The following is a 13,599-nucleotide window of genomic DNA, read 5'->3' on the forward strand; positions in this document are numbered from 1 at the left end:
AATCATGTTTGAAAAAGTATTGATAGCCAATCGCGGCGCCATTGCTTGTCGGATTATCCGCACTCTACGGCGTATGGGGGTAAAGAGCGTTGCCATCTATACCGAAGCAGATGCGTTATCCCGGCATGTGATCGAAGCCGATGAAGCCTACTGCATAGGCAGTGGAGTCGCCGCGGAAAGCTATCTGCGCGCCGAAAAGATCCTGGAGGTTGCGAGCCATGCGGGGGCAAATGCAATTCATCCAGGATATGGCTTCCTCAGTGAGAAAGCTGAATTTGCCGAGCAATGCGCTGACCATGGTATTTCCTTCATTGGCCCCACTCCCCATCAGATGCGCGCGTTCGGCTTGAAGCACACGGCGCGCAAACTGGCGCTGCAGAACCGGGTACCGCTGCTGCCGGGCACAGGCTTGCTCGAAGACCTGGATGAGGCCTTGCGCCAGGCAGCTCATATCGGTTACCCGGTCATGCTGAAAAGCACGGCGGGAGGGGGCGGCATAGGCATACGTTTGTGCTGGAACAAGGAAGAGTTGAGTGCAAACTACGAATTGGTGAAATACCTCGCGCAGAACAATTTCAAGGACGCCGGCCTGTTTCTCGAAAAATATGTGGAGAAGGCGCGCCATATCGAGGTGCAGATATTCGGTGACGGCAAGGGTGGGGTGATCGCACTGGGGGAGCGCGACTGCTCGATGCAGCGGCGTAACCAAAAGGTGATCGAAGAAACCCCGGCCCCCGATCTGCCGCCACGCGTGCGCCAGGCGTTGCTGAATGCCGCGGTACGTTTGGGCAAGTCAGTCAATTACCAGTCTGCGGGTACGGTGGAGTATATTTTCGATGCCTCCGCTGCAGAATTTTATTTCCTGGAAGTGAATACGCGGCTGCAGGTCGAGCACGGGGTAACTGAGGAAGTGACCGGTATCGACTTGGTGGAATGGATGGTTCGGCAAGCCGCCGGAGACTTGCCCCCTCTCGATTCATTCGATATCCAGCCGCAGGGGGCCTCCCTCCAGGTACGCGTGTACGCCGAGAACGCGGTCAAAGATTTTCAACCTTCCTGCGGTATTCTCACCGCCGCAGAGTTTCCGCCTCCGTCCGCGGCACGCGTGGAAACCTGGGTGGAACGCGGCGTCGAGGTCTCGCCATTTTATGATCCTATGCTGGCAAAAATCATCGTGCATGCGCCGGACCGGGAGCAGGCCATTGCGCGGCTGCTGCAAGCCCTGGACGTGACGGCATTGCACGGAGTGGAAACCAACGTCGGTTATCTCAGGCAGACTCTACGCAGCGATGCGTTTCGAAGCGCCCAACACACGACCAGCTTTCTGAACACTTTTCGTTATGCCGCCCATACGATCGATGTTCTCAGTCCGGGTGTACAGACTACGGTGCAGGATTATCCCGGGCGGACAGGATACTGGAGTATCGGCGTGCCGCCATCGGGACCGATGGATGGTCTGGCGTTCCGCCTGGCCAATCGTCTCGTCGATAACAGCGAGGATAAGGCGGGGTTGGAGATTACGCTTTCCGGTCCGACGCTGCACTTCAACTGTGACAGCGTTATTGCGGTGTGCGGTGCGCCGATGGAGGTGCGCCTGGATGGTGAGCCGCTTGCCTATTGGCGAGCGCATCGCGTCAAGGCCGGTTCGTTGTTGCAGTTCGGCAAACTCGTAAATCATGGGTGCCGCGCTTATCTGGCGGTGCAAGGAGGAATTCGGGTTCCCGATTATCTGGGCAGCAAATCCACATTCACCCTCGGGCACTTCGGGGGGCATGCAGGCCGCACGCTCCTCACCGGCGACGTGCTGCATATCTTTGAAGCCAGAAAAGACGGTAATGGCGGATTTGAGCAGGAACTGCCGGATGAATTGGTACCGCCCTACACCGACAGCTGGAAAATAGGGGTGTTGTACGGGCCGCACGGGGCGCCGGATTTTTTCACGGAGCAGGATATCGAAACCTTCTTCGCCACGGATTGGGAAGTGCATTACAACTCCAATCGCACCGGCGTGCGGCTGATCGGCCCCAAGCCCCATTGGGCGCGCAGTGACGGCGGCGAAGCAGGACTGCATCCCTCCAATATCCACGACAACGCCTATGCCGTAGGTACCGTGGATTTTACGGGAGATATGCCTGTGATACTTGGTCCCGATGGCCCCAGCCTTGGCGGCTTCGTGTGCCCGGTTACCATCATCCAGGCTGAATTTTGGAAGATGGGACAGCTCAAGCCGGGTGATCGCGTGCGCTTCCACAGGATGTCGATGGAGCAGGCGCTGGGGCTGGAGTTGCAGCAGGATGCAAGGATAAAAGACCTCCGGGTCCCGCAAAACGTTTCATCCGAGGGGGAGCAGGACGCAACCGACGCATCCATGCCTGTGCTCCACTTCATCCCGCAAAGCGACGGCCATGTACAGGTGGTATATCGCCAGGCAGGCGATAAAAATCTGCTGGTCGAGTATGGTCCCCTCGAGCTCGATCTCAATTTGCGCTTCCGTGCGCACGCCCTGATGGATTGGGTGCAGAAAACGTGCAATGACGGAGAACTGAAAGGCATTCTGGATCTGACACCCGGCATCCGTTCGCTGCAAGTGCATTTCGATTCCCGCGTACTCCCACGCGATAAGCTGCTGGAAATGCTGGTCAGCGCGGAAAAGAAATTACCCGATATCGATGATATGGAGGTCCCGGCACGCGTCGTCCATCTTCCACTGTCATGGGACGATGGTGCCACCCGCCTGGCGATAGAAAAGTACATGCAGTCGGTGCGCAGCGATGCACCCTGGTGCCCCAGCAATATCGAGTTCATCCGCCGGATCAACGGCCTCGACAGCATCGAGGAAGTGCAGCACATCCTGTTTTCTGCGAATTATCTTGTCATGGGACTGGGTGACGTCTATCTCGGTGCGCCGGTTGCCACGCCCGTGGATCCGCGTCATCGGCTGGTGACCACGAAGTATAATCCTGCGCGTACCTGGACGCCCGAGAATGCGGTTGGCATAGGGGGGGCCTATTTGTGCATATACGGGATGGAAGGTCCCGGAGGTTACCAGTTTGTGGGCCGCACGGTGCAGATGTGGAACCGGTACCTCCAGACAGCCGACTTCAAGGAAGGAAAACCCTGGCTGCTGCGTTTCTTTGACCAGATTCGTTTCTATCCGGTTAGCGAAAGCGAACTGCTCAAGTTGCGCAAGGATTTCATTACCGGACACTTCAAGCTGAAGATCGAGGAGACAACATTCAGTTTGAAACAGTACAACGCTTTCCTGAAAGAAAATGCGGGATCCATCAGCGCTTTCAAAGCAAAGCAGCAGGCTGCGTTTGAAGCCGAGCGTGAACGCTGGAAGGCCCAAGGCAAGGCTGAGTACGTGAGCGAGGTTACACTCGAGGAAGCAGATGCGCAGAGCGAACTGGATTTGCCCGCTGATTCCCAGATTGTCAGTGCGCATGTAACCGGCACGGTATGGAAACTGCTCGTCAAGGAAGGGCAGCGTGTCGAAACGGGAGATCCAGTGGTAGTGGTGGAGTCCATGAAAATGGAATTCTCTGTGGAGACACCGGTCAGCGGTAGGGTACGACAGCTATTCTGCAAGGAGGGGAGCCATATATCCGCCGGGCAGATGTTGCTTATCGTTCAGGAGGAATGAATATGAACAAGCTCGATCTCCTGGGCGATATCCCGTCCCTGCTGCAACGTTATGTCACTGGGGAACTGACTCCTACCGGGATGGTAGAGGCGGTGCATGCGCTGATCCATGACGATCCCGACAACGTGTGGATACACAAGCTGCCGCTGGAATCTCTGCGGCAATATGCCCGGAAAGTGGAAGAAAGAGGCCTGGCTGCACTGCCTTTATATGGTGTTCCCTTCGCTATCAAGGATAATATCGATCTCGCGGGCGTTCCAACTACTGCGGCTTGCCCGGCGTTTGCCTACACACCGCCACGCAGCGCAACGGTGGTGCAGAGGCTGATCGACGCAGGCGCGATTCCCATCGGCAAGACCAATCTCGATCAGTTTGCCACCGGGTTGAATGGTACCCGCTCTCCCTATGGCGTCTGCCGCAACGCCTTCAATCCCGAATACATCTCCGGCGGATCAAGCTCGGGTTCAGCAGTGGCTGTAGCGAAAGGCTGGGCATGTTTCAGCCTGGGAACCGATACCGCAGGCTCCGGCAGAGTACCCGCTGCCTTCAATAACCTTATCGGGCATAAACCCACCCGGGGTTGGCTTTCCACGCGCGGTGTCGTCCCCGCCTGCCGCTCGCTGGATTGCGTGTCCATCTTCGCCTTTACTGCTGCTGATGCGGAGCGAGTCCTCGAAGCAGCCGCAAGCTATGATGAGGAAGACATCTATTCCCGCCAGAGAGGGAGCAGCGATGATCCTGCCTTGCAAAACCTTAGACAGCGTTTCCGTTCTGGCATACCGCCCCGGCAGCAATTGCAATTCTTTGGCAACTTGGAGAGTGCCAGGTTATTCGAGGAAGCAGTAACGCAACTGCAAGCATTGGGCGGTGAGGTCATCGAGATCGATTTTTCGCCCTTTCTGGAAGCAGCGCACCTGCTTTATGGGGGGCCATGGGTAGCCGAGCGTTATGCCGCCATTCAGCAATTTTTTGATCTGCATAGCGATGAGGTAATTTCGCCGGTACAAGAGATCATTGCGGGCGCACACCGATTCTCGGCTGCAGATGCCTACAACGGCTTGTATCGCTTGCGTACGCTGAAACGTCAGGCTGACCGTATCTGGTCCGAAGTGGATTGCCTGTTGACGCCTACCGCTGGGACCATTTACCGCATAGAGGAAATGCTGGCAGACCCGATTCGGCTGAACACGAATCTGGGTTACTACACCAATTACATAAATCTGCTCGACTATTCAGCAGTGGCAGTGCCCGCCGGATTTCAGAAGGATGGATTGCCGTTTGGCGTAACCCTGGTGGCTCCAGCTCATCAGGACGGCTCGCTGTTGCATCTTGCCGCACGTCTGCAACAGGTGTACGCGCTACCGCTGGGGGCTACCGATACTCCACTGGAAAAAGAAGTTTTGACAGAAAAGGGATCTTTTCAACGACCGCCACCGCCGGAGCAACCAGCCCTCGTGCGTGTGGCGGTCTGCGGCGCGCATTTGTCCGGTCTGCCATTGAATCCTCAACTGACCAGCCGCAACGGACGCCTGGTAGCAAGTACCACAACCTCCCCCGACTACAAATTCTACGCGCTTCCCGGAATACCGCCGCTGCGTCCCGGATTGGTGCGCGTGGATAAGAACGAGCGAGGAGCCGCGATTGAAGTCGAGGTGTGGGAACTGCCAGCAAGCGAATTCGGCAGCTTTGTGGCGGGCATACCTGCTCCGCTGGGAATCGGCACCATTACGCTCGCGGGGGGCGAATCCGTGCAGGGTTTCTTGTGCGAGGGCTACGCGGTAGGGGATGCAAGGGATATCAGTCAATTCGGAGGATGGCGCCGCTATATGCAATCAACGGCTGATCCCATTGCAAGCGAAGAGGTGGTGCGCGAGGTGGATCCGGGATAAGGATGACGTATTCTTCCGCTCCCGGATGGGTTAGGTCCTATAGGTCCTCGCCTCGCCCATTCCTGCTCCGAAGCTGATGTACATCGGGAAGGAGCCATAAAAACAACAATATAGCCTGGCGTGAAGCTGGTATCCAGAATCCGCAGACGATCATCCAAATATTCTCTTCCAGTTCACCAAGACAATCACGATAAAAAGGAACACCAGTGCCTGGGGCCAGTACTTGGCCACATAGTCTTTCCAGTCGGTTCCGACTTTGATCGGTATCTGTAACTCGAACTCGGTACCGCCAGGACGTTTACCATCGAGATAGAGTGCGTATTGTCCAACCGCATCAAACCTGAAAGCCTGAGTGAGAGTACCGGATGCATAGGCCTGCGGTGGTATTGACAGCAATTCCTGTTCCCCATTTTTGTCCGACAGTTTGATCAACCGAAGTGCCAGGGGAACATGACGAACAGATTCAGGATAAAGCAGATCCAGCGTCACATTAAGCGTGCCCGGGCTGGGCACTTTGCCACAGAGGACGGGAACCGCCTTGGCGCTGGTTGGGTCATCCGGTATTTCGTAGTCACTGGGGATGAAGTAGGCGGAATAGCCCACGAGCAGGGCATCGGTTTCGATGGTGCAGGTCCCGCCGCGATAGCCTTTTGGATAGGTTGAAGACCGATCTCCCTGAGAACTCACATGAAACTGTGCTCCCACCGCCACCATCAACGCCACAAATCCTGTTACAACCAGAAGCCGCATACGCGGCGGCAATCTACGCCAAAAATCCATGCCATTTTCCTGTTCGATGCTCTGGATGTTCCAGTGTACGTGGCGGTTGTTTAAGTCACAATTAGTATTCTGCTTTGACCCGGTTCAACAATAGACAGTTGACAGTCGTAACAGAGATGGATCACAAGCGTGGGGCTCTTCCAGCTCTTGCTACTGCAAGTCTGGATAATATTGCATCTTGATGCGGTCAATATAGTCTCCGAGATTTTCCTTCGATAAGCCATATTCCTTGAGCGGGGACTCGATGGGGCAAGCGATGGTATTGATCAGGAAGCCGAAGGCGCTGGCGTCCAGCGTGGTGGGTTGATCCCCGAGAAAATATTTTTTGTCGCCAAGGCATGCAGAGAGCGCGTCTATATCCTGCATCCCGAGTTCAAAAATCTCTTCGGGTTTATGGCGCCCCATGCCGTGCCCATAAATTTGACGCCGAATCCTGTAGCGGTAGATAACTGCTGCGACATCCCGGATTGCTGGGGGCAAGACGTCAAAGATGGCTTTCTTGTTGACCTGCCAGTTCACATCCGTATACTGCCAGCGGGTATACATGGTTGCCCAGAAAAGATGTTCTTCGATCAGGCGCTGCATTGCGAGGGACAGTGCAATCTCTGCGGGATTCAATCCTTCGTCAAGGTCTTTATACCTGTTTTTGAGATGCCGGATGATGAAGCGGGAATCCGCCAATTTGATGTTTCCATCTTTTATATACGGCAATTTACCCTTTGGCGCAAATAGTGGAAGCGTCGTTTTGATTGCATATTCAATCCCTGCCATACGCAAATACGTCTCTGTTTTGCAACAGAAATGACTTAAATTCGGATTACCCCAGGTGCGCTCAAACTGGTACAGTATCAACATGGCTGTTCCCCATCTTGTTAGTCAGCATTCCTCTCATCAGCTCGTCTTGGCATGGGCCTGCAGCCTAACCTACTATGTTGCGAATTGCAAGTGACTATAATAAGTTATGGGTGGAGGAAGGAGAAAGCTGTGACAGGGGGTGCGGAAGCCGGTGATGGCATAATATTCAAGCGCTCCTCATGTCCCATTACCAATGGATTGAATATTTTTGGCGACAAATGGACGCTTCTGGTCATTCGCGACCTGGTGCTCGGTAAACGCCGTTATGCCGATTTTATCTCTTCGCCGGAAAATATCGCCTCGAACATCCTTGCCGATCGCTTGAAGAGACTGGAGACGGCGGGCCTCGTCTGCCGGCGGGTATATCAACAGAAACCCGTTCGCTACGAATACGTTCTCACAGAGAAGGGCAATGATCTCAAGCCCGTTCTGGAAGCAATAAGCAGATGGGGCAAGAAGCACTGTCCTGGCACCGATGTGTTTCGCCCTGTCGATCCACCCGCATTACCAGTTTCAAAAACAGGAAGTACAAATAGCGATTTTAATGATTGAATGAATATTCTAAAACTGTCTCTTCGCATGCTTGCGCGCGACTGGCGCGCGGGCGAGTTGCGCGTGCTGGTATTTGCGCTGCTCATTGCAGTGGGTGGGATGACCACTGTCGGTTTTTTTGCAGATCGCGTGCAGGTGGCGCTTTCGCGCCAGGGAAACCAGTTGCTGGGAGCGGATCTGATCATTTTTTCGGATCATCCTTTGGCTCCGCATTACGCCGAGGAGGCAAAACGCCGGAATCTGTCGATTTCCACTGCCATCAAGTTCCCGAGCATGACTGCGAAAGGGGAGGAAAGCCTGCTGACGGAAATCAAGGCCGTGACGGAAGGTTATCCACTGCGTGGCGAATTGCGCATCAGCGAGGATTTCAGCAACGGGACCCCGCCTGCCGAGCGTGTGGCCCATATGGCCAACAGGATTCCGTCCCCGGGCACGGCGTGGGTGGACGAAAAGCTCATGATCGGCTTTTCTCTCAAACGGGGAGACAGGATCGAGGTGGGCTCATCCCGGTTTGCTGTGGACGCGCTGATAACGCAGGAACCGGATTATTCGATCGGTTTTCTCAACCTGAGGCCGCGCGTGCTGATCAACGAGGCGGATCTGGCGGCGACCGGGCTGATCCAGCAGGGCAGCCGTATTGGTTACCGCCTGCTTGTCTCCGGCGAGTCGGGCGACGTGGAGGAGTTCCGCAAGTGGGCCGAGCAACGCCTGATGCTGGGAGAGAAAATCGAGGGTATCCGTGACGCGCGGCCCGAAATCAGGTCGGCGCTGGAGCGGGCGGAAAAATTCCTGAGCCTGACCGCGCTGGCGAGCGTGGTGCTGGCGGCCGCCGCTGCGGCCCTGGCGGTGCGCCGCTTCACTCAGCGCCACCTGGATGGCTGTGCAGTGATGCGCTGCCTCGGCGCAAGCCAGAGCACCATTCTGCGTCTCTATCTGTATCATTTTCTCACCCTGGGTTTCGTTGCCAGCAGCCTGGGCTGTCTTCTCGGTTTTGTCGCCCAGCAGGTTCTTACCTATTGGCTTTCGGGATTGGTTGAAGCCGAACTACCCTGGCCCACCGTATGGCCGGGCGTGCACGGAGTGCTGACTGGAACAGTATTGTTGCTTGGCTTTGCGCTTCCTCCGCTGCTCGGTCTGCGCAGCGTTCCGGCGCTGCGCGTCATGCGCCGGGACATCGGAATGCCGCCGCAGGGACTCGCCGGCTATGGCCTGGGACTGAGCGTACTGGCGCTGCTGTTCCTGTGGAAAGCGGGCGATATGCGGCTCGGCGCCTCCGTCATCGGCGGTTTCATCGTGGCAATAGCAGTTTTTGGCGTAATCGGATTCCTGCTGATGAGAATGCTGACCCACATCCGCAACCAGGCGGGGGGTGCGTGGCGCTACGGGCTGGCAAGTATCCGCCGCCGTGCCGTCGCGAGTGTGCTGCAGGCTGTGGCCCTCGGATTGGGATTGATGGCGCTATTGGCGCTGACACTGATCCGGGACGATCTGCTGAGAAACTGGCAGACCAGCCTGCCTCCCGATGCTCCCAACCATTTTCTGGTAAATATCCAGGAGGACCAGCTGGAGCCGTTGGCGGCGTTTTTCAAAGAGCACGGGATGCAACTGCCGAAGGTTTTTCCCATGGTTCGAGGCCGCCTCACCGAAATCAATGGTAAGGCGATCACTTCCGAGGATTATGCCGATATTCGCGCCAAGCGGCTGGTGGAGCGGGAATTCAACCTGTCATGGGCGAGCGAGATGCAAAGCGACAACCAGATCGTAAAAGGTCGCTGGTGGAAACCTGAGGATCGGGGAGAAGAGGAAATCTCGATCGAAGAGGATATTGCCAAGACCATCGGGATCCATGTGGGCGACACACTGACTTATGACATAGCGGGCAGCGTGTTTTCCGCCAAGGTTACAAGCTTGCGGAAAGTGAACTGGGATTCATTCCGGGTAAATTTTTTCGTCGTGACGCCGCCCGGCGTGCTGGAGCAATATCCGGCAAGCTATGTGACGAGTTTTTATCTTCCATCCACGCATGTGGAACTGACGAACCAGCTGGTCAAGGAGTTTCCCAACCTGCTCGTGCTGGATGTAGCTGCCATCCTCGCCCAGGTTCAAAGAATGATCGAACAGGTGACGAGGGCCGTCGAATTCGTGTTCCTGTTTACCCTGCTGGCAGGGGTGGCGGTACTCTATGCTGCCATCGTCTCCACTCAGGATGAACGTATTCAGGAGGCGGCCATATTCCGCACGCTGGGCGCAAGGCGCAGGCAGCTGGCGCGCGCCTGGGCAGCTGAATTTGCCATATTAGGAGGCTTTGCCGGGTTTTTCGCGGCGGCGGGAGCAAGCGCACTCGGTTATGTCGTTGCGGAATATGCGCTGAATCTCACTTATACCTTCAATTCGTGGATTTGGCTCATCGGTATAGGCGCGGGAGCCGCGGGCGTGACTCTGGCGGGATTGCTCGGTACGCGCGCCGCGCTCTCAACCCCCCCGCTCATGACCCTGCGCAGGATCTGAATGTTCCCGTCTTGCCGCTTTGCCTCGAACGGATAGGAGGAATGGCCCGCTGCGTTGCCCATCTCGATATGGATGCTTTTTACGCTTCGGTCGAGTTGAAACGATACCCGCAATTGCGCGGATTACCGGTGATAATCGGCGGAAGCGCGGAGCAGCAGCCAGAACTTTTCAATGGTGAGCCGCGTTTTGCAAAACTGAAAGGTTATGCGGGACGGGGTGTGGTAACCACCGCTACTTACGAGGCTCGCGCTTTCGGCGTTTCCTCCGGCATGGGCTTGATGAAAGCGGCGCAGTTGGCCCCGGAGGCTATCCTGCTGCCCGCCGACTTCAGCGCATACCGCCGTTATTCGAATCTGTTCAAAACGGCCGTTGCTTTGGTCGCGCCTCGTATAGAGGATCGCGGTATCGATGAGATTTACATCGATCTCAGTGACTCGGCCGAAGATATCGTGACTCTTGCCCGGCGCATCAAGCAGGCTGTGCGGGAAAGCACCGGGTTGTCCTGTTCTATCGGCGTGGCGCCAAACAAGCTTCTGGCAAAAATCTGCTCAGACCTTGAAAAGCCGGATGGTCTCACTCTCCTGAGCATGGCCGATGTTCCAGCCAGAATCTGGCCTCTTCCCGTCCGTAAAATTAATGGCATCGGTCCGAAGGCAAACCAGAAACTGGCAGCGTCAGGTATTTTCACCATCGGTGATCTGGCACAAGTAGACATCGCTTTCCTGCAGGCGCGGTTCGGGCGCAGCAACGGCTGCTGGCTGTATGAGGCTTCCCGGGGCATTGACGAGCGTTCCGTCGTGACTCATGCGGAGCCCAGGTCGATCAGCCGCGAGACGACTTTCGAGCGGGATCTGCATGCGCGTCGCGATCGTCCCATTCTTTCTGAAATTTTCACCGGCCTATGCGCGGGAGTCGCCGAAGATCTTCAGCGCAAGGGCTATGCTGCCCGTACCATCGGCATCAAATTGCGGTATGAAGATTTTCGCACCGTAACCCGCGACATCACGCTCCCAGTTCCCACAGCGAATGCCGCCGTCATTCGCAAGGCAGCCCAGGAATGCCTGCGGCGCGTCTCTCTTGAGCAGAAAATACGGTTGCTTGGCGTTCGCGCGAGCGGGTTGTGTTCCGAGACGCTGGCGCAGAGCGCGGACATGAGTCAGCAAAGGGAACTTCCCCTGGCTGTGCCGGACATCCGATGAAGAAGTGTGCATACAGATTGCTCGTTGCCCAAGTGGGCCAGTGAAATATGGGCGATAATCCTTCCTTTTTTCTTCATTGAGCAGCATGGGCAGTGTCCTTGGCTGCTTGAAGCGGCTACTTGCTTTCACCCGATTTATCCATTCTCCATGCAAACAAAAAAAACACTGGTCCGTTTCGCCATTATCATTGTTATTCTCATGGTGGCGGGTTATGCAATATGGTTTGCAATGCGTCCGGCGCCCATAGAGGTTGAGCTTGCGACCATCGGGCGGAGTACAGTGGAAGCCACCGTGGTGAATACACGTGCCGGAACAGTGACCGCATGCCGGCGTGCCAAGCTTGCGCCAGCGGCGGGAGGGCAGATTGTCAAGTTGCAGGTCAAGGAGGGTGACAGGGTCAAGAAAGGACAGGTATTGCTGGAACTGTGGAATACGGATCTGACCGCCCAGCGCGATCTTGCCCGGCGCCAGCTCATCACCGCGGAAGAGCGGCGCCGCGAAGCCTGCATCCTTGCGGCCCATGCCGGCCGCGAGGCCGAGCGTGCGCGTCAGCTCGCCGAGAGAGGCTTCGTCAGCGCCCAGAACCGGGAGAATGCCGATGCCGATGCGCGCGCCCGGCAAGCGAGCTGCGATGCGACTATTGCCGATGTGAAGCGGGCGCGAGCTCAGGTAGAAGTAACAGAGGCGGGGCTGGAGCGCACGGTTCTGACTGCTCCATTTGACGGCATTGTGGCGCTTGTCACCGGGGAGCTGGGTGAATATACCACTCCGTCCCCCCCGGGGATTCCCACCCCGCCGGCTATTGATCTGATCGATGATAGTTGTCTGTATGTTACCGCTCCAATGGATGAAGTCGATGCGCCCAAGCTGAAGATCGGCCAACTCGCCCGCATTACGATTGATGCCTTGCCCGGCCAGATCTTCCCCGGCAAGGTGCGGCGGGTGGCGCCCTATGTCACGGAGGTAGAGAAGCAGGCGCGCACGGTGGATATCGAAGTGGATTTCGAAGAAATACCGGAACGGCCGTTGCTGGTGGGGTATAGCGCAGATGTCGAAGTGGTGATCGAACGGCATGAGAATGTGCTGCGCGTGCCCACCCAGGCGATCCGTCAGGGTGGCAAGGTGTTGTTGGTGAACGAGGAGAACCGATTGGTTGAACGCAGGCTGGAAACAGGACTGGCCAACTGGGCATTTACCGAAGTCACCGGTGGCCTGGAGGAAGGCGATCGCGTGTTGCTGTCATCAGAGGCAAAGGAAATCAAAGCCGGTATACAAGTCCGGGAGAAGGTTGCCGAGCAGTGAATCAATGGAGTGATCCGTTGATTCACTTCGCCAGAATGGAATGATTCGCCTTACTGACATTTCGCGTGTTTTCCATATGGGAGACCAGGGGGTACGAGCGCTCGATGGGATCGATCTTGAAATCGATACTGGCGAGTATGTTTCCATCATGGGTCCTTCGGGGTCGGGCAAGTCGACTCTGCTCAACGTCATCGGCTTGCTCGATCAGCCAGATGGCGGACGCTATGAGCTCGACGGAAAGGATGTAACCGATCTGTCCGAGATCGAAAAGGCGCGCGTTCGCAGGGAAAAAATCGGCTTCGTGTTCCAGTCGTTTCATCTTGTGCCCCGGTTGACCGCCGCGGAAAACATCGAACTGCCGTTGATCCTGGAGGGAATTCCACCCGCCGAGCGAAAGTCGCGCGTGAATGAGGCGCTACGGGGATTCAATCTGCAGGATCGGGCCACGCACCGGCCTTCCGAGCTGTCAGGCGGCCAGCGTCAGCGCGTCGCTATCGCTCGCGCGACCATCCTGCGACCCACTGCCTTGCTGGCGGATGAGCCAACAGGTAATCTCGACCACCGTATTGGCGCGGAAGTCATGGGGCTGCTCGAAGGCTTGCATGAGGCCGGAACAACATTGATCGTGGTGACGCATGATCGCGAACTGGGCGCCAGGGCACACCGCCATATCGCGATGCGTGATGGAAAAATTGTATCCGACGAGAGGCAGGGTAAATTTCCAGGAGGCAACAGTTTGGCATGATCTGCATCAATTTGCCGCTTTCAGGAGTTCAGGAGTGCTGAAATATATCCTGTGGCAGCAATAAATTGTTTATAATGGACTTGGCAGATTTTGTACTATCACAGCTCCCTGCCTTGTCACTTGCGC

General features: G+C 56.4%; 9 protein-coding genes. 7 read left to right on the forward strand and 2 right to left on the reverse strand.

Annotated elements, in window-relative coordinates; genetic code table 11:
* Positions 1-4 precede the first annotated feature (4 nt).
* Both uca and atzF read left to right on the forward strand, forming a co-directional pair.
* The gene (gene uca, locus NMUL_RS04975) at positions 5-3,643 is read left to right on the forward strand and encodes an urea carboxylase (RefSeq protein ID WP_011380291.1); all 3,639 of its coding nucleotides are present in this window, start codon (positions 5-7) and stop codon (positions 3,641-3,643) included.
* Between the two features lie 2 nt (positions 3,644-3,645).
* Complete coding sequence (atzF, locus tag NMUL_RS04980; protein WP_011380292.1) at positions 3,646-5,532, forward strand: allophanate hydrolase; 1,887 nt, start codon at positions 3,646-3,648, stop codon at positions 5,530-5,532.
* A gap of 150 nt (positions 5,533-5,682) precedes the next feature.
* On the opposite strand, the gene NMUL_RS04985 is transcribed toward atzF, so the two are convergent.
* On the reverse strand, positions 5,683-6,312 hold the full coding sequence (locus NMUL_RS04985; RefSeq protein ID WP_011380293.1) for a hypothetical protein: 630 nt from the start codon (positions 6,310-6,312) through the stop codon (positions 5,683-5,685).
* A gap of 150 nt (positions 6,313-6,462) precedes the next feature.
* Positions 6,463-7,167 (reverse strand): glutathione S-transferase family protein, encoded by a 705-nt coding sequence (locus tag NMUL_RS04990; RefSeq protein ID WP_011380294.1) that lies wholly within the window; start codon positions 7,165-7,167, stop codon positions 6,463-6,465.
* Between the two features lie 129 nt (positions 7,168-7,296).
* On the opposite strand from NMUL_RS04990, the gene NMUL_RS04995 reads away from it, so the two are divergent.
* The 5 genes from NMUL_RS04995 to NMUL_RS05015 all read left to right on the forward strand — a co-directional run bounded on the left by NMUL_RS04995 (position 7,297) and on the right by NMUL_RS05015 (position 13,473).
* The gene (locus NMUL_RS04995) at positions 7,297-7,719 is read left to right on the forward strand and encodes a winged helix-turn-helix transcriptional regulator (protein WP_011380295.1); all 423 of its coding nucleotides are present in this window, start codon (positions 7,297-7,299) and stop codon (positions 7,717-7,719) included.
* Positions 7,720-10,227 (forward strand): ABC transporter permease, encoded by a 2,508-nt coding sequence (locus NMUL_RS05000; RefSeq protein WP_011380296.1) that lies wholly within the window; start codon positions 7,720-7,722, stop codon positions 10,225-10,227.
* 41 nt (positions 10,228-10,268) lie between these two features.
* On the forward strand, positions 10,269-11,426 hold the full coding sequence (dinB, locus tag NMUL_RS05005; protein ID WP_011380297.1) for a DNA polymerase IV: 1,158 nt from the start codon (positions 10,269-10,271) through the stop codon (positions 11,424-11,426).
* Positions 11,427-11,573: 147 nt separating this feature from the next.
* Positions 11,574-12,728, forward strand: a complete 1,155-nt coding sequence (locus NMUL_RS05010) for an efflux RND transporter periplasmic adaptor subunit (protein WP_011380298.1) — start codon at positions 11,574-11,576, stop codon at positions 12,726-12,728.
* Between the two features lie 40 nt (positions 12,729-12,768).
* Positions 12,769-13,473 carry an ABC transporter ATP-binding protein gene (locus NMUL_RS05015; protein ID WP_011380299.1) on the forward strand — a complete coding sequence of 235 codons (705 nt, stop codon included), beginning with the start codon at positions 12,769-12,771 and terminating at the stop codon, positions 13,471-13,473.
* Positions 13,474-13,599: the final 126 nt, after the last annotated feature.

This window comes from Nitrosospira multiformis ATCC 25196 (assembly GCF_000196355.1).
GTDB classification, from domain to species: domain Bacteria; phylum Pseudomonadota; class Gammaproteobacteria; order Burkholderiales; family Nitrosomonadaceae; genus Nitrosospira; species Nitrosospira multiformis.

What these genes read in the sequence shown, in the direction of transcription:
- atzF (WP_011380292.1), top strand. Translation starts at nt 3,646, where the DNA reads ATGAACAAGCTCGATCTCCTGGGCGATATCCCGTCCCTGCTGCAACGT.
- dinB (WP_011380297.1), top strand. Translation starts at nt 10,269, where the DNA reads ATGGCCCGCTGCGTTGCCCATCTCGATATGGATGCTTTTTACGCTTCG.
- NMUL_RS05010 (WP_011380298.1), top strand. Translation starts at nt 11,574, where the DNA reads ATGCAAACAAAAAAAACACTGGTCCGTTTCGCCATTATCATTGTTATT.
- NMUL_RS04990 (WP_011380294.1), bottom strand. Translation starts at nt 7,167, where the DNA reads ATGTTGATACTGTACCAGTTTGAGCGCACCTGGGGTAATCCGAATTTA.
- NMUL_RS05000 (WP_011380296.1), top strand. Translation starts at nt 7,720, where the DNA reads ATGAATATTCTAAAACTGTCTCTTCGCATGCTTGCGCGCGACTGGCGC.
- NMUL_RS05015 (WP_011380299.1), top strand. Translation starts at nt 12,769, where the DNA reads ATGATTCGCCTTACTGACATTTCGCGTGTTTTCCATATGGGAGACCAG.
- NMUL_RS04985 (WP_011380293.1), bottom strand. Translation starts at nt 6,312, where the DNA reads ATGGATTTTTGGCGTAGATTGCCGCCGCGTATGCGGCTTCTGGTTGTA.
- uca (WP_011380291.1), top strand. Translation starts at nt 5, where the DNA reads ATGTTTGAAAAAGTATTGATAGCCAATCGCGGCGCCATTGCTTGTCGG.